19 protein-coding genes are annotated in these 20,871 nt (G+C 52.5%); 10 read left to right on the top strand and 9 right to left on the bottom strand.

The genetic code is table 11. From position 1 onward, the window contains the following. Nucleotides 1-3 precede the first annotated feature (3 nt). Nucleotides 4-948 (bottom strand): PDR/VanB family oxidoreductase, encoded by a 945-nt coding sequence (locus ACRBCU_RS03080; RefSeq protein WP_431363895.1) that lies wholly within the window; start codon nt 946-948, stop codon nt 4-6. A 121-nt stretch (nt 949-1,069) separates the two neighbouring features. On the opposite strand from ACRBCU_RS03080, the gene ACRBCU_RS03085 reads away from it, so the two are divergent. The 7 genes from ACRBCU_RS03085 to ACRBCU_RS03115 all read left to right on the top strand — a co-directional run bounded on the left by ACRBCU_RS03085 (nt 1,070) and on the right by ACRBCU_RS03115 (nt 8,804). Beyond that, nucleotides 1,070-1,564, top strand: coding sequence for a MarR family winged helix-turn-helix transcriptional regulator (locus ACRBCU_RS03085; protein ID WP_431363896.1), 495 nt, complete (start codon nt 1,070-1,072; stop codon nt 1,562-1,564). Nucleotides 1,565-1,688: 124 nt separating this feature from the next. Further along, entirely contained in the window at nt 1,689-2,708 is a 1,020-nt protein-coding gene (locus tag ACRBCU_RS03090) for a TRAP transporter substrate-binding protein (protein WP_431363897.1), read from the top strand. 77 nt (nt 2,709-2,785) lie between these two features. Further along, a complete protein-coding gene (locus ACRBCU_RS03095; protein ID WP_431363898.1) occupies nt 2,786-3,292 on the top strand; it encodes a TRAP transporter small permease in 507 nt (168 codons plus the stop codon). Continuing rightward, on the top strand, nt 3,285-4,598 hold the full coding sequence (locus ACRBCU_RS03100) for a TRAP transporter large permease (RefSeq protein ID WP_431363899.1): 1,314 nt from the start codon (nt 3,285-3,287) through the stop codon (nt 4,596-4,598). Before ACRBCU_RS03095 ends, ACRBCU_RS03100 begins: the two co-directional genes overlap by 8 nt. 52 nt (nt 4,599-4,650) lie before the next feature. After that, complete coding sequence (locus ACRBCU_RS03105; protein WP_431363900.1) at nt 4,651-5,112, top strand: MarR family winged helix-turn-helix transcriptional regulator; 462 nt, start codon at nt 4,651-4,653, stop codon at nt 5,110-5,112. Nucleotides 5,113-5,121: 9 nt separating this feature from the next. Continuing rightward, complete coding sequence (locus ACRBCU_RS03110; RefSeq protein ID WP_431363901.1) at nt 5,122-7,272, top strand: thiamine pyrophosphate-dependent enzyme; 2,151 nt, start codon at nt 5,122-5,124, stop codon at nt 7,270-7,272. Beyond that, nucleotides 7,269-8,804 (top strand): indolepyruvate oxidoreductase subunit beta family protein, encoded by a 1,536-nt coding sequence (locus ACRBCU_RS03115; protein WP_431363902.1) that lies wholly within the window; start codon nt 7,269-7,271, stop codon nt 8,802-8,804. The genes ACRBCU_RS03110 and ACRBCU_RS03115 overlap by 4 nt, the downstream gene beginning before the upstream one ends. Before the next feature lie 83 nt (nt 8,805-8,887). Here the strand turns inward: ACRBCU_RS03115 and ACRBCU_RS03120 are convergent, their stop codons facing one another. The 5 genes from ACRBCU_RS03120 to ACRBCU_RS03140 all read right to left on the bottom strand — a co-directional run bounded on the left by ACRBCU_RS03120 (nt 8,888) and on the right by ACRBCU_RS03140 (nt 12,989). Beyond that, on the bottom strand, nt 8,888-9,220 hold the full coding sequence (locus ACRBCU_RS03120) for a cupredoxin domain-containing protein (protein ID WP_431363903.1): 333 nt from the start codon (nt 9,218-9,220) through the stop codon (nt 8,888-8,890). 181 nt (nt 9,221-9,401) lie between these two features. After that, a complete protein-coding gene (locus tag ACRBCU_RS03125) occupies nt 9,402-10,325 on the bottom strand; it encodes an aminotransferase class IV (protein WP_431363904.1) in 924 nt (307 codons plus the stop codon). A 100-nt stretch (nt 10,326-10,425) separates the two neighbouring features. After that, nucleotides 10,426-11,322 (bottom strand): nickel/cobalt transporter, encoded by an 897-nt coding sequence (locus ACRBCU_RS03130; RefSeq protein WP_431363905.1) that lies wholly within the window; start codon nt 11,320-11,322, stop codon nt 10,426-10,428. Next, a complete protein-coding gene (locus tag ACRBCU_RS03135; protein WP_431363906.1) occupies nt 11,313-11,960 on the bottom strand; it encodes a DUF1007 family protein in 648 nt (215 codons plus the stop codon). Before ACRBCU_RS03135 ends, ACRBCU_RS03130 begins: the two co-directional genes overlap by 10 nt. 51 nt (nt 11,961-12,011) lie before the next feature. Beyond that, nucleotides 12,012-12,989 (bottom strand): zinc ABC transporter substrate-binding protein, encoded by a 978-nt coding sequence (locus ACRBCU_RS03140; protein WP_431363907.1) that lies wholly within the window; start codon nt 12,987-12,989, stop codon nt 12,012-12,014. Between the two features lie 56 nt (nt 12,990-13,045). On the opposite strand from ACRBCU_RS03140, the gene ACRBCU_RS03145 reads away from it, so the two are divergent. Genes ACRBCU_RS03145 through ACRBCU_RS03155 form a run of 3 tightly spaced genes read left to right on the top strand, consistent with a single transcriptional unit; the run spans nt 13,046 to nt 15,107 of the window. After that, nucleotides 13,046-13,561, top strand: coding sequence for a transcriptional repressor (locus tag ACRBCU_RS03145; RefSeq protein ID WP_431363908.1), 516 nt, complete (start codon nt 13,046-13,048; stop codon nt 13,559-13,561). Continuing rightward, complete coding sequence (locus ACRBCU_RS03150; RefSeq protein ID WP_431363909.1) at nt 13,558-14,313, top strand: ATP-binding cassette domain-containing protein; 756 nt, start codon at nt 13,558-13,560, stop codon at nt 14,311-14,313. The genes ACRBCU_RS03145 and ACRBCU_RS03150 overlap by 4 nt, the downstream gene beginning before the upstream one ends. Further along, a complete protein-coding gene (locus ACRBCU_RS03155; protein WP_431363910.1) occupies nt 14,313-15,107 on the top strand; it encodes a metal ABC transporter permease in 795 nt (264 codons plus the stop codon). The genes ACRBCU_RS03150 and ACRBCU_RS03155 overlap by 1 nt, the downstream gene beginning before the upstream one ends. A 142-nt stretch (nt 15,108-15,249) precedes the next feature. On the opposite strand, the gene ACRBCU_RS03160 is transcribed toward ACRBCU_RS03155, so the two are convergent. The 3 genes from ACRBCU_RS03160 to ACRBCU_RS03170 form a co-directional block, all read right to left on the bottom strand. Next, complete coding sequence (locus tag ACRBCU_RS03160) at nt 15,250-18,039, bottom strand: bifunctional aconitate hydratase 2/2-methylisocitrate dehydratase (protein WP_431363911.1); 2,790 nt, start codon at nt 18,037-18,039, stop codon at nt 15,250-15,252. Nucleotides 18,040-18,355: 316 nt separating this feature from the next. Then, complete coding sequence (locus ACRBCU_RS03165) at nt 18,356-19,819, bottom strand: mannitol dehydrogenase family protein (protein WP_431364003.1); 1,464 nt, start codon at nt 19,817-19,819, stop codon at nt 18,356-18,358. Nucleotides 19,820-19,850: 31 nt separating this feature from the next. Then, nucleotides 19,851-20,855: an ABC transporter ATP-binding protein gene (locus ACRBCU_RS03170; protein WP_431363912.1), complete on the bottom strand. Its 1,005-nt coding sequence runs from the start codon at nt 20,853-20,855 to the stop codon at nt 19,851-19,853. Nucleotides 20,856-20,871 lie beyond the last annotated feature (16 nt).

The following is a 20,871-nucleotide window of genomic DNA, read 5'->3' on the forward strand; positions in this document are numbered from 1 at the left end:
CTCCTAAATATCTAGAACAAGTCGCGGGGACTTCGCCCTGCTTACACAAATCTGCATTACATCACCCGCGTCGCGCTCTGATTGCGAAAGAACAACGTCCCGATGGTCGGGAATGCCTTCAAGGACATCGCATTGACAGATTCCACAATCACCGCGTTGGCAATCATACATCACATCAACGTCGTTCTCTTCCAAAACTTCGACGATGGTTTTGCCTGCGGGAATCTCAAACACACTGCCGTCATTGATTTGCACTTCAAATGCAGCGTCCGAACTGTCTGATTTTGCCGCTTCGAATAGTTCAAAATGTATGCGCTCAGAAGGAACCCCAGCACCTTCCGCGATCGAGCGTGCCGTATCAATCATCTTGCGTGGCCCGCAAACATAAAGGTGCGCGGCGCCAAGATTGGCAATGACGCTCTCAAGGTCGATTATGCCCGACTTATCATCAAAATGCAGGCGAAGTTTGTCACCAAGCATTTCGCGTAGATCGGACGTATAGGCCATGTCCGCCTCACTGCGCCCTGCAAACACGAATGAGAACTCTTGCCCTTTGGCCAAAAGCGCGCTGGCCATTGAAATCATTGGTGTAACGCCAATGCCACCTGCCAGAAGAATTGCGGGGGCTGAGGTATTGAGCGGAAAATCATTTTTGGGCGCGCTGAATGAAACTGAGGTGCCCACTGTCAATTCATGCATTGCTTTTGAACCACCTGAACCATCCGCTTCGCGTTGTACTGCAACGAGATAATGTCCAGGGGTATCGAACTTCGCATCAAAGCTGATCAGCGAATAAGCGCGCGTTTCGCCGTTCGGCAAATCGAACTCAATATGCGCGCCTGCTGCATAGCTGGGCAAAGGATTGCCATCGGCCGCGCGCACTCGAAACGCACTGATGCGTTCGGTCAAAGAGGTTATTTCAACAATCGTACCTTGAATATTTGACATTTCCAGTCTCCCAAAATTAATATGAATTTTCATATAGTTTTGGTCAAGACATTTTTGCACATACCGTTGACTCCAGCTTCAAGCCCGCGCAGGCATGTCTGGCTAGACAAGAGGACAGTCTTTGACACGACATGGAAAAGAGGAACCTGAAGGCCCAACAGGATTCGTTGGGGACTACCTTCTTTATCTATTAGCTGCGGCGAGCGATGCCTCAAGCGCCCAGTTCCATGCGCGCGTTCGAAAGGCTGGGTTACGTGTCCCTGAATGGCGCGTCCTTGCCTGTCTCAATGACCGCGATGGCGCGATGATCACTCAGCTCGCTGCAATTGCGTTGGTTGAGCAATCCAGACTTACGCGGATTATTGTGCAGATGGAAGATCGAGGTCTCATAATGCGCAAGAGCGATCCAGAAGATGGTCGACGCGTTCGGGTTTACCTTGCTGATGCGGGTCGTGCCCTCAATGCGCAACTTGTCCCGCAAGCGCGCGAGCACGAGGCATTGTTGCTAAAACTTCTTGGCGAAGGCGATGGTAGAAAGCTCAAATCAACACTTCGTGCTTTGCTCGAAATGAAGGCTTCAGATATCGAGAAGGCCATTAACCGACCAAGCGGTTAATAAAAGAGTTTTCAAATGAGAATATATGTGATTGCATGTATTCACATATTTTTGCGTAGCTTCGATTCAGAGCGGCGGGAGGTCGCTAGGTTTCGAACAAACTGATCAACGGGAGAAAGATCTTATGGGTAAGCTTACGAATTTTCTAGGTAGCGCGGCATTGGTTATCACCACTGCATCAAGCGCATTTGCAGCGGAAACTGTTACGATTTCAAATTGGCTTCCGCCATCCCACCCTGTTGTGACAGGCATGTTTGCTCAACTTGGGGAGATGATGGCTGAAGCGACCGGTGGCGAAGTGACGACCGAAATTAAGAATGGCCTCGCATCCCCGCCCGCACAAATGGATCTGATTCTTGACGGCGCTGCGGACATCGCAATTTTGTTCCACGGTTACACACCTGGCCGTTTCGTAAGCACAAAGATCGCTGAAGTTCCCGGTTACAAAGGCAATGCTGAAGCCGCTTCTGTTGCGCATTGGCGTGTGCACGACGCAATGCTTAAGGACCTGAACGAGCACCGTGGCGTGAAAGTTATCGCGCTGACAACGCATGGTCCGGGCCAAATTCACTCAACGAAACCAGTCAACAGCTTGGCTGACCTGAGCGGTCTCAAGACCCGTCTTGGCGGCGGCGTTTCCGCTGATGTCGGAGCATCCTTGGGTCTTGTTGGCATTCAGGTTCCTGCTCCTAAGGTTTATGAAACTTTGGATAGCGGCGCGGCAGACGCGGTCGCGATGCCGCTGGAAGGGCGCATAGGCTTCAAATTGACCGAAGTCGCGGAGCATCTCTACGAAATGCCAGAAGGCTTCTACCGTGGCTCTTTTTCAGTCATCATGAGCCAAGAGAAGTTCGACAGCTTGCCTGCGGAAGTGCAAACAGCGCTTGATAGCAATGTCTTTGGTGAACCTGCTTCTCGCATGATGGGTGCTGTTTGGGACGCTGCAGATGCGGCTGGCCGTCAAGCAACGCTAGATGCTGAAGGCAACTCTCTTGTTGTTGCGAGCGAAGCTGATCAAGCGGCGTTCGCTGAGATTGCAGCAAAAGTTCAGGCCAAAATCATCGCAGAGCTGACAGAAGCTGGCGTCGATGGACAAGCCGCATACGACATGATGGTCAAAGAAATGGCCGCTGAATCGATGTAAGCGAGCCGCTTGCTCAATCTGGGCGCGCCCGAAAAAGGCGCGCCCATTTCGATATGCCAACCTTCCAAGGATAGCTCATGCAACCCTTGCTTCGTTTCCTAAAGACCCTCTCCCGCATCCCTATGGTCGTCGCTTCAATCGCACTTTTCGCGTTGATGTGCCTGACCTTCGCAGATGTTTTGATGCGCTCGATCTTCAATGCCCCTATCGAGGCGGCGACTGAATTGATCCGTATGGGAATCGCTCTGATCGTCTTTGCCGCGCTGCCTGTTTTGTCTGCCCAAAATGGTCACATCGCAGTTGATCTGCTCGATGGCCCGTTTCGCAGGTTTAGCCTTGAGCGGGTTCGCGACGCGCTTGTTGCGCTGGTATGCGCTGTGATGCTCTGGTGGCCCGCTGGTCGGATTGTAGATCTCGCAGAGCGTGCGCGGGGTTATGGCGACGTTACCGAGTATCTGGAAATCCCGACCTTCTATGTGGCCTACTTTATTGCAGGCATGACCTATTTGACCGCGCTGGCTCTGCTCGGTCGCGCTGCTTTGCATATCTTTGCGCCTCAAACTTTGGTGTCCCAACATGATTGAATCTGCCATCGGCTTTGTTGCTGTTTTCTTGCTTGTGCTTTTGCGCATTCCCATTGCTTTCGCGATGGGATTGGTTGGCATGATTGGTCTTGTTTACGAAACAAGCTATCGCGCTGCGATTTCTATGGTCGGGCGTTTGATTATCGACACGTCGCAAGACTACGGTCTTTCAGTCATTCCACTGTTTATCCTGATGGGCCTGTTTGTGAACAAGGGTGGAATTAGCCGAGAACTTTATAACGTATCCAACGCGTTTCTCGGGCACTTTCGAGGCGGTCTTGCTATGGCGACGATCGTTGCCTGTGGCGGCTTTGCTGCGATTTGTGGATCTTCTTTGGCAACCGCGGCGACAATGTCCAAAGTTGCGATGCCAGAGATGCGAAAATACGGATATACCGACAGCCTTTCCACGGCGTCGATCGCTGCTGGCGGAACGCTCGGCATTCTTATTCCGCCATCTGTGATCCTTGTGATTTACGGTCTGTTGACCGAAACCTCGATTGGCAAACTGTTCGTTGCGGGCATCATTCCCGGTTTTCTGGGGATCGCGCTTTATCTGGTTGCCGTAAAAATTACGGTGGTTCGTGATCCAGAGGCTGGGCCAGCGGGCCCGCGCGCAACGCTAAAAGAACGTATGAGTGCGCTTAGCCATGTTTGGGCCGTACTGTTGCTGTTTGGCCTTGTCATCGGCGGGCTTTATGGCGCGTTGGATTTCTGGCCGCTTCACCTTGCGTTCTCTCCAACCGAAGCGGCTGGTATGGGGGCTGCTGGTGCCTTTCTTATTGCCCTCGCGCGCGGCGGCATAAACTGGTCGGGTCTGCGTGATGTGCTTGAAGAAACCACACTCACAACCGCCTCTTTGTTTGCAGTGCTTATCGGCGCTTGGATTTTCTCGAACTTCGTTAACCTTGCTGGTCTGCCAGAAGGGTTATTGGCGACGGTGACGGCGCTAGATATGGCACCGTGGATGGTCATGGGTCTGATCCTTTTGATCTACATTGCGCTTGGGTGCATTTTTGAAAGCATGTCGATGCTTTTGCTGACTGTTCCGATTTTCTTTCCATTGGTGACAAGCCTTGGGTTTGATCCAGTTTGGTTTGGTATCGTTGTTGTGGTGGTTACCGAAATCAGTCTCATCACCCCACCTGTCGGTTTGAATGTTTTCGTCCTCAAGAACGTTGTCGGAGACGTTACCACAGGAACGATATTCAAAGGTGTGACGCCGTTCTGGTTGATGGACATTGTGCGACTGATCTTGCTGTTGGCGTTCCCCGCGTTGGTTCTATTCCTGCCATCCCAGATGTAGCTGATCGGTTAATCTAATTGCATATGCATATAGTTGTGGGTATCCTGATTCCATGACTAAAGATGCCATTGCCCTTGATGATCTCGGCTTAGAAAGCTTCGTGCCATATCTCATGAATCGCATCATGGGACGCTATAACTCTGCGCTTCACACAGAGGTCGTCGCTTTGGGGCTCACCACCCCAAAGCTGCGCGCGCTCGCTGTTTTGTCCGTCAAGGATGGCATTTTGATACGCGAACTTGCTGTCTATGCCGTTGTCGAACAATCCACGTTGAGCCGCGCGTTAGATGGTCTCGAGAAAGACGGATTGATAGAACGTAAAGCCGATGAGGACGATGGGCGAGCGTTTCACATTTTTCTCACCGACGCGGGGCGAGACGCCCATTCGCGTCTTTGGCCGCATATGTTTGAAGCCAGCGAAGCAATGTTCAAAGGCGTGTCACAAGAAGAGCGAACGGCGCTAACGAATACGCTGCAAAAGATGCTGCGAAACATTCGCAAGCACGATTTCTAAGAGGCAAATATGGCAGAGCGATCCTTCAAGGCCGAAGTCGAACATTTGCGCAAAGGCGACGGTGACACCTTCACGGGTGAGGGCATTTTGGCGATTACCAAGGCGCTATTGGAAAATGGCGTAGGGTATGTAGGCGGCTATCAAGGCGCACCGATTTCGCATTTGATGGATGTTCTTGCTGACGCTGAAGATTTGATGAGCGAGCTGGGTGTGCGATTTGAAGCAAATGCATCAGAAGCGGCGGCGGCTGCCATGCTTGCGGCTTCGGTTCACTACCCCATCCGAGGAGCGGTCACATTCAAAGGGCCTGTAGGCGTCAATGTAGCGTCTGACGCAATCGCCAATCTTAGCTCGTCAGGTGTGACAGGTGGCGCGCTCATGATCGTGGGCGAAGACTACGGTGAGGGGTCTTCGATCATGCAGGAACGCAGTCATGCGTTTGCGATGAAGTCACAATTCTGGATGCTCGACCCGCGACCCAATCTGCCTTCGATCACAAAGGCGGTAAAGGATGGCTTTGAGCTGTCCGAGGCGTCTAACACACCTGTTATGCTGATTGCGCGCATCCGTGCGTGCCATGTAACTGGCAGCTTTGAAACACGCGACAATCAACCACCGAAACTGACGGTTGAAGACGCAGTTGCAAATCCTCAGAGCGATTTTAAGCGCGTTGTCCTGCCGCCATGGAGCTATGTCCATGAGCAAGACAAAATCAAAACGCGCTGGCCAGACGCAGAAAAGTTTATCGTCGATAACAAGTTAAACGAACATTTCGGAAGCCAAGACGCGCCGTTTGGCATCGTGTTGCAAGGGGGCATGTACAACGGCGTTATTCGTGCGCTTCAGCGGCTTGGGCTGGCGGATGTCTTTGGCAACACGGATGTTCCGCTTTATGTTCTGAACGTCACCTATCCGATTGTACAAAGTGAGTTTGATGCTTTTTGCGAGGGCAAAGCTCACGTGATGCTGGTTGAGGAAGGTCAGCCGGATCACATTGAACAGCAGCTCGGCAGTTTCCTCTACAAAGCGCAGCGGCGCGTTAAGCTGCATGGCAAAGATATTCTGCCTATGGCGGGGGAATATACGGGGCAAGTGTTGCTTGATGGAGTAACGGCTTTTCTCAAAGTGGCCGCGCCTGATCTGTTGCCTGCGGTGGTGCGCGCCCCGAATATGGATGCGCCTGCGATCCCGGATTTGAGCAAGACCGTACCCATTCGCCCGCCTGGGTTTTGCACAGGTTGCCCTGAGCGGCCAATCTTTGCGGCTATGAAATTGACCCAAGAGGAGTTGGGAAAACATCAAATCTCTGGCGATATCGGCTGCCATTTGTTTGGCTCTTTACCACCTTTCGAAATTGGTGGTGCCACAATGGGGTATGGGCTTGGCCCCGCCTCAAACGCGGCTTTTGACGCGGGAGGCAAGCGCCGAGCGATTTCAATGCTGGGAGACGGTGGATTTTGGCACAACGGGCTTAGCAGCTCGATCGGAAACATGGTGTTCAACAAATCTGATTCCGTCGCTGTAATCGTTGATAACTACTACTCCGCTGCGACCGGCGGGCAAGATGTGATGTCTTCTCGCGCGCGAAACGAATCCAAGGCGACGAACAATCCGATCTCGAAGGCGTTAGAAGGCGTAGGCGTGAAGTGGGTGCGCCAGATTGATCGTACGTATGATGTTGGCAAAATGCGGGCGGTTCTCCACGAAGCGCTGACGACGGACTATGATGGGCCAAAGGTGATCGTGGCCTCAAGCGAATGTATGCTGAACAAGCAGCGTCGCGAAAAGCCTTTGCGCGCGAAAGCGATCAAAGAGGGCCGCCGCGTAGATGTTCCGCGCTTTGGTGTAGATAGCGATGTGTGCACCGGCGATCACGCTTGTATGCGCCTGTCAGGTTGTCCTTCGTTGTCGCTTAAGACTCTGGATGATCCGCTGCGCGATGACCCAGTTGCGCATATTGATCAAACCTGTGTTGGGTGTGGAAATTGCGGCGAAGTCGCGGACACTGCCGTGCTGTGCCCATCGTTTTATCAGGCAGATGTTGTACACAACCCATCCGCCTTTGAAGCGTGGCGCGCTAAGCTGCGCAATCGCATCATCGCGAAACTGCAAGCGCGCCGCGATTCAAAACGATTGCGCCTATCGGGGAGCGTGACATGAACGCCTTTTTACCTGACCGTGGGCCAGATGCTCAAACCGAGGCTATTTTAAAAGTCGCCGTTATGGCGGTTGGTGGGCAGGGAGGCGGCGTCCTTACCTCTTGGATAGAAACCTTGGCTCGCGCCCAAGGATATGTCTGCCAAGCTACGTCGGTTGCTGGAGTTGCGCAGCGCACAGGCGCAACGATTTACTATGTCGAAATGACACCCGCAGCTGAGCAGCAGCCTGTGTTTTCGCTCGCGCCATCTGCAGGTGATGTGGATGTGCTAATCGCTTCCGAAATGATGGAGGTTGGGCGCGCGATCATGCGGGGTTTTGTGACACCTGATCGCACGACACTAATTGGCTCAACCCATCGCGCTCTGGCTTATAGTGAGAAAGCGGTTCCGGGAAATGGTCTTGCTGATAGCGATGAAGTGAGGGCAGGGGCCGAAATCGCGGCGCAGCGGCTGATCCTAGCGGATATGGATCAATTAGCCCGCGAGCAAGGATCAGTCATATCTTCTTCCTTGTTTGGCGCTTTGGCGGCTTCAGGTGCGCTACCGTTTGAACGAGCAGCGTTTGAAGATGCGATCCGCACATCTGGCAAGGGCGTTGAAGCATCTTTACGCGCTTTCGCAGCTGGATATGACGCGGCACTTCAAGGCGTCGAGCCTTCGACGACGTCATTACCCAGCGAAAAGCGCCAGATTGTCGGGCCACAAAAACACCTGTCAAAATGGGAAAAACTAGCAGTGCGCGTGCAGGACTTGCCAATTGACGTGCAAGACATCGCTTTGGCAGGTTTGGCGAAGACGGTCGACTTTCAAGACTGCGCTTACGGATCGCTCTATCTTGAGCGTCTCGAAATAATCATCAAACGTGACAATGCATTGCAGGGCTGGTTGCTGTCCAAAACCGCCGCAAAATACCTCGCAAATGCGATGTGTTATGATGACATCATTCGGGTTGCTGATCTAAAAACGCGTGCACCACGGTTTGAGCGCATTCGCGATGAAATGCGCACGAGCGACGAAAACGTGATGCAGCTCACCGAGTATTTTCATCCGCGCGGGGAAGAGATCACCGGCTTGATGCCTGTAAAACTCGGCGCGCGCTTGGAAGCCAACCCTAAGATCATGGACAGGCTTACGCGATGGTTCGGAAAAGGGCGTCGTTTGCGCACGGACACTTTGCCTGCCTTTGCCCTCTTGCACGTTCTAGGTGGGCTGAAATCCTATCGCCTCAAGACGCTTAGGCATTCGCTCGAAACCGAGCATCTGGAACGTTGGCTCGAAGCGTCACTGGCTCCGTTGAATGACGATTACGCTCTGAGCGTGGAGTTGCTGAAAAACCGACGGTTGATCAAAGGATACTCGGACACACACAAGCGCGGACTTAGCAAGTTTGACAAGGTCATGGGCTCTGTTCATTTGCTCAAAGGGCGATCGGATGCATCTGATTGGATTGCGCGCCTTCGCGAAGCCGCGCTAAAAGACCCAGAAGGCAAAGCGCTAGACGGGGCCATCGAGACCGTTAAGTCATTTGCGTGAAGTACCTAAAACGGACAGTCAGTGCCGTAAGGAACATCAATCACATTTTGAGCGCAAAAAGTGAAAGGTTTGGCTGTTCGCCCTTATTCGACAGTAATCTTGCCTGTCATCGAGCGATGGAATTTACAGAAGTATTCAAAGTCACCAACGTCTGCGAATTTGACCGTACCGCTTTCACCTTTTTTCAGGCGCTTGGTATCAAACCCCTTGTTGTTTGCCGTAGCGGTATGTGGGGCACCGTCTTGGTTAAGGAACGTCACTGAATCCCCCGGGCTTATCGTCAGACTTGCGGGTGTAAACGCATGGCCCTTTATGATCACTTGGTGGGTCTTGGCATGGCCATCAGCGCGCGCTTTTGCTGCGAGCGTGACTGCGATTGTGCTTGCGATAAATGTTCGGCGATTAAAGGTCGTCATTCTAAATCTCCTTGAGTTGGCGTCTAAAGCTAAGTCATTGGTCAAGAGCAATTGGATTGAACGTATTTTTGCCAGTCCCGAATAGTACCATCAAACAGGCAATTTTTCTACAAGAGTCGCGGAATGATCTGCGTGAAGAGCAGCAGGTAAGGCGAAACGAGTCTCGAAAAACCAGTCCTTACTAGAAGATTGCACCCGTTTCTTTCGCAATCAGCTCTTTGTAGAGCGCTTGAATTCGAGACATCACAGGAGTGTCGCCGTTTCCAATTTGCTTGCCGTCAATTTCAGACACCAGAGTCTGAGCGCCAAAAGTACCGGTCATAAATGCTTCGTCTGCGCTATAGGTCTCAAACAGTGAATAATTGCGCTCGAACACTGGAATATCGTTGTCACGGCAAAGGTCGATGACTTTCTGGCGGGTCACACCGTTCATGCAGTAATCGCCCGTTGACGTCCAAACCTGACCCTTTCGCACGATGAAGAAATTACAAGCATTGGTGGTGTTCACAAACCCATGAGGATCAAGCATCAATCCTTCGTCCGCGCCTGCTTGTTCAGCCTGAAGACAAGCAAGCACGCAGTTGAGCTTGGAGTGGCTGTTGTATTTGGCATCTTGGCTCATTGGAAGGCCGCGCACTTGGGGCACGGTGGCAAGGCGAATTCCCTTTTTCAAAGAACCAGACGGCTTTGAATGCTCGATGATAATGACAAGGGTTGGACCTGAGCGACTGAGCGAAGGATGCTGAAAGGGTTTGACCTTGGTGCCCCTGGTCAACATCAAACGACAGTGCGCATCGTTGGTCATGCCATTTGCATGGGCGGTCATATTCAACGCTTTGAGAATGTCGCCGCGATCCATTCCGATATCCAGTGACACCGCCTTACACGACCCAAAAAAGCGGTCCATGTGCTCGTCAAAAAAGGACCACTTTCCGTTATAGAGGCGCATTCCTTCCCACATGCCGTCGCCCAGCATAAAGCCACTATCGTAGACCGACACCTTGGCTTCGTCGCGGTGAAACAGCTCGCCATTAATGTAGATTTTGATGTCTCTGTTACGGGGATCATCGTCTGCATCATGAGTGGTGATTTTGATTTCCGACACTGGCGATTTCCCCTTGGTTTTCGCTAGACTATGGGCGTCGGCAAGATCAAATCAATAGCTCAGATACGACAAGTATGTTCATTAAAGCGCTGGCGTGGCTTTAGACGGCGAACACCAGATCAAACAAAGGCAAAAGCATGCTCAGGCTAAGCGCAACAATGAGCGCACCGCCCAAGATATGCAGCGCGGCTGATACGGTTTGCACAGTGTTCTGATCTTGAGCACCAAGCCGAGCGAGCCGCTGCGCCGCGACGCCAGACGCCGCGACTGTAAGGTTAAAGGCAGCGGTGCCGAGGCCCATGGTGACCACTGCGAGGCAGCCGACGGCAAAGGCATCAAAGCGGGCCGCAATGACCAAAACAAACAGAGCGCCGGTGCAGGGCCTAATCGCAATGCTTGCAATCAGGGCGATTACATCACGTTTAGAAGTGAGCGTTGTGACGTCTTCGACGCTAGGTCCATGCGCGTGACCGCAGCAGCCATGGTGTACCTTGCTTGCTTTGGCCAATTTGTACCACGAACGCAGGCCACGCAGTATGAGTACGCCGCCGATTACGGCAATGGCTAAGTAACTGGCAGGGGCCAGCCACTCTTCTGTAAATTCGGCGAGATCACCGGAGCGCATCCTTAGTAAGAACACCAACGCGCCAACCAAAAGAATGGCGGTTGCTGCTTGTGCGAGGCTGGACAGGATGGTGATGACGCTTAACCGTCTAAACGTCGCTCCGCTTGCAAGTGCGGCACCGCCGATCAGCACCTTTCCGTGCCCGGGGCCAAGCGCATGGAAAAACCCATAAGCCGCGGTTGCGCTGCACAGGATCCAAACGGCAAGGGGATCGCCCGCTTGAACGCCTTTCAAAGCGCGCGCCATCACGTTTTGGAAATTGCGCTGCTCGCTTGCGGCCCAGCTTTGAATGTCTAGCCAAGGAACCCAGGTCCACAAGACTAAGCCCGCTATCAAAAAACCGATTAAAGGCAGCGCAATTTTCATTCGCATGACAAACGCACCTCGTCGGAAAACAGCTGCCCTACGTTTTGTTGTGTTGGAACCTCTTCGCGGGACAAGGCGGATAGTTCCTTTTGCAGTGCTTGTGTTGTGGCATCTGCTTTGAACGTGTTGATTTGCGCTTGGCACCCTTTTGGAAGGTTCTGAAAGCGCTGGTTCGGCAAAATAGCATAGGCGTAGTAATAGGATGGGTCATAAAGCCTAAGAATGGCAGGAGAGCCAGATAGGTCATGGGGCTGTGACAAAGGCAGGTCAAACGAGACAGTGATTTTACCGTCTTCGAGCTTTGCTTTGCCTGACTTTGGACGTCCCAGAGGATAGTTTTTTCCAGCCACATCGAAGTAGATATCGCCCTTATATTCGCGATCCCAGTTGGTTTCACCTTTCACTACTGCCGCGCGATCCTCGTCGTTGAAAATGCCGTCACCATCTCGGTCCAAATTCAGCGTTTCAAACAGGACAAGTGTCGTGAACTCGTCATATGTCCATGAAATGCGCAGACCTGTAAGGCGTCGCGCCTTATCAAAGATGAAGCCCGTGTTTGCATCGACAAAAACGTGGGGGTGTGCCTTGGCTGGTTGGCCAAGGCACATGGTTAAACAGACCAAACTCATGAACATGCGAAACATCTTGGGTCTCCACATCAGATACACGTTCGATCCTTTACGGGTTCTATTTTCCTACAGGCACTTAGCAAGTGTACTGGAAAGATCCCGAAGCAATTGCGGATAAAGAGCCGAGCCCAATTCCAAGCTGGAACCGAGCGGATCGGCGACGCCCGTTTTTGCTTCAGTGCCATCCAACACGGTCGCAACGAGACCGGGGTTGAATTGTGGCTCGGAAAGAACACAATCAATTCCCTCATCCGCGACGCGTGCTTGGATTTCAGCAATCCGTGCAGGGCTTGGATCGGAGGCATCGCTAATGGAAATGGCACCAGCTGCCGGAAAATTGAAGTCGTTTTCAAAATATTGATAGGCGTCATGGAACACAACGAATTGAGAGCCGCGTACCGTATCGAGTGTCGCGTTCACTTCGGCCATTACGGCTTCGATTTCAGTGCGTCCGGCAGCTGCGTTGGCAAAGTACGTACCAGCATTTTCTGGATCAGCAGCGGAAAGTTGACCTGCAATCACATTCAACCACGTCATAGCATTTTTTGGTGAAAGCCAAGCGTGGGGGTCGCTTTTCTTGTGGGCATGGTCATCATGGTCATCATGCTCGTTTTTTGCATGATCATCGTGATCGCTATGCTCGTCTTCGCTATGATCATCGTGATCGCCGTGGACATGTTTCTCAAACAGTGCGTCATTGCGCGATGACAACTCAATGATGCCATCTGCTTCCATCAATTCTGTTGTATTCGCATCGTCCGCGAGCGTTTCAATCGCTTCCTCAAGCCAAGGCGACAAACGAGCGCTTACCCAGAACACGAGATCTGCGTCTTGGAGCGATTGCGCTTCCGAGGGTCGCAGGTGATAGCGGTGGGGGCTTGCGCCGGGCTGGACGATAAGATCCGGCGTTCCGACACCTTCCATAACACGAGACACCAACGAGTGAATTGGAGCAATATCGACGGTGACCTTTGGAACCTCAGCGAAAGCAGTTCCCGCCATCAGGGTGGCTGTCAACGAGAGTGGGATAAGCGTTCTGGACATCATAGTCTCCGTGTGATTTTATAACATTTCCGGTTGACTAGATGAAATGTAATAACATGACAAGTGACTCAAGCAAAATCATGCCAAAAAAGCACCCGTTGGGGTTTGCTGAGCATGATCACAGTAGCTGTGTGAGTGATGGGCTTGTTGCGGCCGAGGCCGTTTGCGCTGAGGGTGGGCTTCGTTTCACGCCTGTACGCCGCAAAGTCCTTGAAATTTTGCTACAGGAGCATCGCGCACTAGGGGCATATGCCATTTTGGACCGCCTTCGCGAAGCAGGGTTTGGATCGCAGCCGCCAATTGCCTATCGTGCGCTGGATTTCCTTGTCGCGAATGGATTGGCCCATAAGATCGAGCGCTTGAACGCGTTTATTGCGTGTGTCCATCCCAGCCAATCGCACACGCCAGCTTTTATGATTTGTCGTCTTTGCGATGTGGTTGCCGAAACGCAATCTTCGCCTGCGCGCGGTGCTTTGGGTGACGCTGCGCGTGCGTCGGGCTTCAAGATTGAACGTACCGTTGTTGAAGCTGAGGGCGTTTGTCCTGCTTGTTTAGCCGAGGCAGGCGCATGAGCCTTTTTCAAGTAGAGAACTTAAGTCTGCGCTATGGCGCGCGCAAAGTTCTGACTAACGTGTCCCTCTCTGTTTCGCGCGGTGAGATCGTCACGATTGTTGGTCCGAATGGCTCTGGCAAGACGAGCCTGTTGCGAGCAATTATCGGAGCGGCAAAGCCCTATGCGGGGCGCGTTGTTAAGGGCGAGGGGCTCAAGATTGGGTATGTTCCTCAAAAGCTTTATATTGATGAAACGTTGCCAATCACCGTTTCGAGATTTCTGAAGTTACCTTGGGGTGTTTCAGCGTCCGAAATTGACCAAGCCCTCGCTCAAGCAGGGGTGCCTGACTTGGCCAAGTCACAGCTTTCGCAGCTTTCTGGCGGACAGTTTCAACGTGTTCTTTTGGCGCGTGCCTTGATTGGTCAGCCTGATTTGTTGCTTTTGGACGAAGCTACGCAAGGATTAGATCAACGCGGGTCTGCCTCGTTCTATCAACAGATCGAAACCGTTCGCCAAGAAACGGGTTGCGCAATTTTGATGATTAGCCACGAATTACACGTTGTTATGAGCGCCTCAGATCGCGTTATTTGCCTCAATGGGCATGTGTGTTGCGAAGGCACGCCAGATGTCGTCGCCTCAGCCCCTGAATATCGCGCGTTGTTTGGAACAGGAACTGGCGGCGCCCTCGCGCTGTACCGCCATGAACACGATCACGCACACGACAGTTGCGATCATTCGCATGAACATACTCACACCGAGGCTGCAGAATAATGCTCGATGATTTTATGGTACGGGCCTCTCTTGCGGGGGTTGGCGTGGCAATTGCAGCTGCGCCTTTGGGATGTTTCGTCGTTTGGCGGCGCATGGCCTATTTTGGCGATGCAACGGCACATGCCGCGATCCTCGGTGTTGCCTTGTCTTTGTCACTGTCCATGTCGATCTTTCTCGGCACGATGTTGGTCGCTCTGCTTATGGCGCTAACTGTCACGGTGTTGTCGGGTCGGGGCTATGCCATGGACACGTTGCTCGGTGTAATGGCGCATTCTGCGCTTGCCTTCGGCCTTGTTGCGGTCTCGTTTCTTTCGGGCATTCGCATTGACCTGATGGCCTACCTCTTTGGAGATATTCTTGCAGTTTCGCGCGGTGATCTTTCGGTGATTTGGGGCGGCGCTACTTTGGTTGTCCTGCTTCTTGGTTGGCGCTGGTCCGCGTTGTTGACGGCAACTTTGAACGAAGATCTGGCACATGCGAGCGGAATTGACCCCAAACGCGAACAAATGGTTTTAACATTGTCGCTCGCGATCACCGTTGCCGTTGCCATAAAAGTAGTCGGGGTTCTTCTGATCGCGGCTTTGTTGATTATACCCGCCGCCGCCGCGCGACCGTTGTCGCGAACCCCTGAGGGTATGGCGATCACCGCGGGGCTGATAGGCATGTTATCAACTATTGTCGGACTGCGTGCCGCTTATGTGTTCGATACGCCCGCAGGTCCGTCTATTGTTTGCGTGGCTGCGATAATTTTTCTGACGTCCAGTGTTATCAGAGGATCAAAGATAGCAAAATAAGATCGCGTTTGCGTATCTGGATACGACGGTTGCCCCGTGTGTCAGCGCCGAACACCCTGCTGACTGCCGAAGTCAATTGCCGAAAAGAAAATGGGGCGCCACAGCAATGTGACGCCCCATAGTCTTGGATGGTTTGCGCTTCTTAGAAGTGGGCTGACTTTGCGCCCGCTGGGACTTCCAGTGGGGGAGCGAACTTGGTCAAGTCGATGCCTTCCACTGCCGCTTTGTATTCTTCAAGCGTTGGAGTGCGTCCAAGAATAGCGGAAAGAACTACGACTGGCGTGGACGCTAGCAGAGACTCACCTTTCTTCTCTGGGCTGTCGGCTACGACGCGGCCTTGGAACAAGCGCGTCGAAGTGGCTAGAACTGTATCGCCTTTCGCCGCTTTTTCCTGGTTACCCATGCAAAGGTTACAGCCAGGGCGCTCAAGGTAGAGAATGTTCTCATACTCGGTACGCGCTTTCTGTTTTGGGAACATGTCATCGAATGTGAAGCCAGAATACTTCTCGAGAACTTCCCAATCGCCTTCTTCCTTCAACTCGTCGATGATGTTGTAGGTTGGGGCCGCGACAACCAGTGGTGCTTTGAACTCAACTTTGCCTTCGGCTTTTTCGAGGTTCTTTAGCATCTGTGCTGCAATTTTGATATCGCCCTTGTGCACCATGCAAGAGCCGACAAAACCAAGGTCCACAGTCTTTTCAGCATTGTAGAACGAGATAGGTCGGATCGTATCGTGTGTATAACGCTTGGAGACGTCGTCGTTGTTCACGTCCGGATCAGCGATCATAGGCTCGAGGATAGCGTCCAAGTCGACGACGACTTCTGCGAAATACTTGGCGTTATCGTCAGGACGCAACGCAGGTTTTTCACCTGATTTAATCTCGGCGATGCGGGCATCAGCGATATTGATCAAGTTCTGAAGCATGCCGCTTTCATGCTCCATACCTTTGTCGATCATAATCTGGATGCGGTGCTTTGCTAATTCCAAAGAACCGATCAACGTCTCATCGTTGGAAATGCAGACAGAGGCTTTTGCCTTCATCTCGGCTGTCCAATCGGTAAACGTAAAGGCTTGGTCTGCCAGCAAAGTCCCGATATGGACCTCGATCACGCGGCCTTGAAAGACGTTGTCGCCGTGCTGCTCAAGCATTTGCGCTTGGGTTGCGTGAACCACATCACGGAAGTCCATGTAGTCCTGCATCTGACCTTTAAAGGTCACTTTGACAGATTCAGGGATCGGCATTGAAGCTTCGCCTGTTGCCAATGCCAGCGCCACGGTACCTGAGTCGGCACCAAAGGCGACGCCCTTGGACATACGTGTGTGGCTGTCGCCGCCAATGATCACCGACCAGTCATCCACGGTGATGTCATTCAGAACCTTGTGAATAACGTCTGTCATCGCGTGATAGACGCCTTTGGGATCGCGACCGGTGACAAGACCGAATTCATTCATGAATTTCATGAGGCGCGGTGTGTTGGCCTGAGCTTTAACATCCCAAACAGATGCTGTGTGGCAGCCAGACTGATAGGCACCATCTACGCTTGGTGAAACAACTGTTGCTGCCATGCCTTCGAGTTCTTGCATGGTCATCAGACCAGTCGTGTCCTGCGAGCCAACGATGTTGACCTTTACGCGTACGTCCGAGCCTGCGTGCAGTGTTTTGCCCGGGGTCGTGCCAACGGCGTTCTTGTTGAAGATCTTTTCAACCGCTGTCAGGCCTTGGCCTTCATGCGTGATCTCTTTTGATTTGGCAAAGACAGGGCGAGCCTCGACGCCAAGTGTTTCCGCTGCAAATGTTTGCAACTTCTTGCCGAAGACGATCGCATAGGAGCCGCCCGCTTTCATGAATTCCATCTTCTGAGGGGTAAAGGAAGAGGCGACATCCACCAGTTCTTTGCCATCTTCGCTCAGAAGCATGTGGCTCTTTGTGTTGATCTTAAGAACGGTTCCTGTTTCGACGGAATAGGCTTGCTCGAGGATCGAGTCGCCATTCTCGTCGAGGATCGCGTTGCCATCGTTATCAACTTTCTTAACCCAGTTTTTCAGGTCCAGACCGATGCCGCCAGTCACGCCAACTGTCGTCAGAAAGATCGGCGAGATGCCATTGGTGCCAGCCACCACAGGGGCATAGTTCACAAACGGGACGTAAGGAGACGCTTGCTTACCAGTCCAAAGCGCAACGTTGTTCACGCCTGACATGCGTGATGAGCCAACGCCCATCGTTCCCTTTTCAGCAATCAGCATCACTTGTTTGTCTGGGTGCTGCGCCTTGAGGGCTTCGATTTCTTTCTGACCTTCTTCGGAGATCATGCACTTACCATGCAATTCACGGTCGGCGCGCGAATGCGCCTCGGCACCCGGTGACAAGAGGTCTGTTGAGATATCGCCTTCGCCAGCGATGTAAGTAACGATTTTGATTTCTTCATCAATTTCGGGAAGCTTGGTGAAGAACTCGGCTTCAGCATAGCTTTCCAGAATATCCTTGGCCACGGCATTGCCTGCCGCGTGAGCCTCTGCCAAGCGGGCAGTGTCTGCATCGTAGAGAAAGACTTGGGTTTTCAGAACTTCAGCTGCTTGTTTTGCCGTATCGGCGTCGTCACCTAGTGCCAGATCAAGGAGAACTCCAACGGAAGGTCCACCTTTCATGTGTGAAAGCAGCTCAAACGCGAATTCTGGGGCTATTTCAGCAACCGCAGCTTCGCCAAGAATGATCTCTTTCAGAAACTTCGCTTTTTCACTTGCGGCGCTCGTGGTGCCCGGCAAAGTGTTATAGATGAAGAAGTTGAGAGATCCTTCACGATGCTCGTTACCTGTGTCTTTGATCTGCGCGATGATCTCGGCCAAAAGCGCGCCATCATCGATGGGTTTTGGGTGCAGGCCTTCGCCCTTACGAGTTTCGATCTCGGCTAGGTAGTCAGTGTACAAGCTCATGTGGATCCCTACGAATTAGTTTCAGCAAAGCTTAAAAACCGGGCCGCAAAATTGCTGGAGCCCGACTCTCAAGTTAATTGTATGCCGAAGTATACCATTCAAGCCAGCACTGCAAGATCGACAACAATTGAGGTTCTTGGACCGCCTAACGAGATATCGCTATTTGGACCAGTTGAACCAAGCTTGTCATACATTCATTCGCAACAGCAGTACCACGCGACGGAAAGTAGCGACGTTGGCAACGCTCTTGCCGCTACTTTCAATCAAATTCCGCAAATGACGCGCAACAGCAATCCGAACCGCGATGGAAGCTCTCTTAGCCTTCAAGATAGGTGTGAATTGCTGCTTCGGTGCCTTGATCCCAAACCAAGGTCAGCCAGCGCGTGAAGCTTTCAGCGAAACGCGGGTTTTGGTTGAGATCCCCGTAATACTGGCTTTGAGCAATCCAAAGCGACGGATCATCTTTCGCAAAAGCCGCTTGTTCGACCAGCGTATCCCAGAACGGATCATTGGGTTCGATTTCGCTACCATCCTCGCGATTGCCTGCGCACATGCGCGCCCAAAGGGCTTCAATCAGGGCAAGCCCGTCGACAGGGGTGCCCGCTGACAAAGCATCGTGGATGATTGGATGCAGGAAACCCGCGTGGCGAGACGAGCCATCAAACGCAACTCGACGGGTGGTGTCGTAAATTTCAGGATTGGCGAACCGGTCGGTGATCAAATCAACGTATTCCAGAGGCGTCATGCCGCGCACGCCTTGCACATGAGGAACGATTTCGTTGGTTTCAATTTTGCGAAAAAGCTCTCGGATCAGCGGGTGTGCCATGGTGCCGGAAATGGTTTTGACGGACAGCAGTTCACCCGCCGTTGCAATTATCTGATGGCCTGCATTTAGCATGCGCAGCTTCATTGCTTCAAAGCCGTGCACGTCATTAGTAAAGGTTGCTCCAACGTGATCCCATTGGGGGCGACCAGCACAAAACTTGTCCTCAATCACCCATTGCCGAAAGTTCTCATGGGTAACGGGTGCTGCATCGTCGATCCCGAAGGACATCGCAAGATCAAGCTCTTTTGGGCCGGTCGCCGGAACGATACAATCGACCATGGAGTTGGGAAAAGTGACGTTTTCGTCGATCCAACTCGCAAGTCCAACGTCAGACATTGAAGCGAGGCCAATAACGACATTGCGTAAGATATCGCCGTTGCCTTGCAGGTTGTCGCAGCTTTGGCAGGTAAACGGACCTAAATTCGCATCGCGACGCAGTTTGAGAGCGGCGACGATGGCACCAAAGGCGGTCTTCGGTGAATTCGGGTTCGCGGCATCATACTTGATATCGGGATGATCCGTGTCCAGTTCGCCATCAACAGATTGATAGTACCCGCCTTCTGTAACTGTCAGCGAAACGATCCGAATGCAGGCCTGCGCCATCTGGTTGATCAATGGCGCGTTGTTCTCATCAACTTCGATGAAGTCGATCATCGCCCCTGTCACTTCAGCGGACTTGCCTGCGGGATCAAGTTCAATCAATGTTGTCAGGCAATCTTGCGCAAGCAGCCTGTCACGTTGCGCGGCATCATCCGCGCGCACACCTGCGCCAACAATTGCCCAATCGTGATCAAGCCCTTGATCCATCAAGCGATGCAGATACCAAGCCTGATGCGCACGATGAAAATTGCCCAGACCAATATGAACGATGCCCGCGGACAAACTGCCACGACTGTAGCTCGGTACGCGAACATCCGCAGGCAAACTGTCCAAATTGTCTAGATCAAACTTCATCATTTCTTCCAGCGGCAAAACACTCACAGCGTTATGCAATGCGCAGCCCCTGAGCATCAAAACGGTGCATCTTGTCCGCTTCAGGAGTGAGGTAGATCGTGTCCCCATGCTTGGCTTCGATGTCGCCAGAAATGCGAACCGTCATCATGTCCATAAGACCTGTGTCGTGCACGTGGATGAATGTATCCGATCCAAGATGTTCCGCGACGCCAACCCGCCCTTTCCAAGTACCTTCGGTTGTCGAAATAGAAAGGTGCTCTGGGCGAATACCAATTGTTGTTGCGTCATGCTTTGCAGCCTCAGCGCCCTCAATCAGATTCATTGTTGGCGAGCCGATAAAGCCGGCAACGAATTTATTGCGCGGCGCGTGGTATAGCTCAAGCGGGCTACCAACCTGCTCAATGACACCAGCCTGAAGCACAACAATCTTGTCGGCCATTGTCATAGCTTCAACCTGATCGTGGGTCACGTAGATCATCGTCGTGTTCATACGAGCGTGCATCTCGGAGATTTCCAGACGCATGCCGACGCGCAAAGCTGCGTCAAGATTGGACAGAGGTTCGTCGAACAAGAAAGCTGAGGGATCACGGACAATCGCGCGTCCAATGGCGACACGCTGACGTTGACCACCAGACAATTGACCGGGCTTACGGTCCAGATAGTCGGTGAGGTTCAGCGATTTCGCTGCCGCTTCGATCTTTGCGTTTTGCTCCTCTTCGGGAACACCCGCCATCCGCATCGGGAAGGCGATGTTCTTGCGTACGGTCATATGAGGGTAAAGCGCATATGACTGAAACACCATCGCCAAACCGCGCTTGGACGGGGAGACTTCGGTCACGTCTTGACCGTCGATCTTGATCTGACCAGAAGTGGTGTCTTCCAGACCCGCGATCAAACGCAACAGAGTGGATTTTCCGCAGCCAGAGGGGCCTACGAAGACAGCAAATTCACCGTCTTCAATTGCGAGGTTCAGCGGAGGAATAACCTCGGTTTCGCCAAACTTCTTGGTGACATTCTCAAGTACAATGCGTCCCATGTTCTTAATCCTATCT

Source organism: Planktotalea sp. (assembly GCF_050633725.1).
Classification (GTDB): domain Bacteria; phylum Pseudomonadota; class Alphaproteobacteria; order Rhodobacterales; family Rhodobacteraceae; genus Planktotalea.

Coding starts and splice junctions, on each gene's coding strand:
- ACRBCU_RS03080 (WP_431363895.1), bottom strand. CDS start 948: ATGTCAAATATTCAAGGTACGATTGTTGAAATAACCTCTTTGACCGAA.
- ACRBCU_RS03090 (WP_431363897.1), top strand. CDS start 1,689: ATGGGTAAGCTTACGAATTTTCTAGGTAGCGCGGCATTGGTTATCACC.
- ACRBCU_RS03095 (WP_431363898.1), top strand. CDS start 2,786: ATGCAACCCTTGCTTCGTTTCCTAAAGACCCTCTCCCGCATCCCTATG.
- ACRBCU_RS03100 (WP_431363899.1), top strand. CDS start 3,285: ATGATTGAATCTGCCATCGGCTTTGTTGCTGTTTTCTTGCTTGTGCTT.
- ACRBCU_RS03105 (WP_431363900.1), top strand. CDS start 4,651: ATGACTAAAGATGCCATTGCCCTTGATGATCTCGGCTTAGAAAGCTTC.
- ACRBCU_RS03110 (WP_431363901.1), top strand. CDS start 5,122: ATGGCAGAGCGATCCTTCAAGGCCGAAGTCGAACATTTGCGCAAAGGC.
- ACRBCU_RS03115 (WP_431363902.1), top strand. CDS start 7,269: ATGAACGCCTTTTTACCTGACCGTGGGCCAGATGCTCAAACCGAGGCT.
- ACRBCU_RS03120 (WP_431363903.1), bottom strand. CDS start 9,220: ATGACGACCTTTAATCGCCGAACATTTATCGCAAGCACAATCGCAGTC.
- ACRBCU_RS03130 (WP_431363905.1), bottom strand. CDS start 11,322: ATGCGAATGAAAATTGCGCTGCCTTTAATCGGTTTTTTGATAGCGGGC.
- ACRBCU_RS03135 (WP_431363906.1), bottom strand. CDS start 11,960: ATGTTTCGCATGTTCATGAGTTTGGTCTGTTTAACCATGTGCCTTGGC.
- ACRBCU_RS03140 (WP_431363907.1), bottom strand. CDS start 12,989: ATGTCCAGAACGCTTATCCCACTCTCGTTGACAGCCACCCTGATGGCG.
- ACRBCU_RS03145 (WP_431363908.1), top strand. CDS start 13,046: ATGACAAGTGACTCAAGCAAAATCATGCCAAAAAAGCACCCGTTGGGG.
- ACRBCU_RS03150 (WP_431363909.1), top strand. CDS start 13,558: ATGAGCCTTTTTCAAGTAGAGAACTTAAGTCTGCGCTATGGCGCGCGC.
- ACRBCU_RS03155 (WP_431363910.1), top strand. CDS start 14,313: ATGCTCGATGATTTTATGGTACGGGCCTCTCTTGCGGGGGTTGGCGTG.
- ACRBCU_RS03160 (WP_431363911.1), bottom strand. CDS start 18,039: ATGAGCTTGTACACTGACTACCTAGCCGAGATCGAAACTCGTAAGGGC.
- ACRBCU_RS03165 (WP_431364003.1), bottom strand. CDS start 19,819: ATGAAGTTTGATCTAGACAATTTGGACAGTTTGCCTGCGGATGTTCGC.
- ACRBCU_RS03170 (WP_431363912.1), bottom strand. CDS start 20,855: ATGGGACGCATTGTACTTGAGAATGTCACCAAGAAGTTTGGCGAAACC.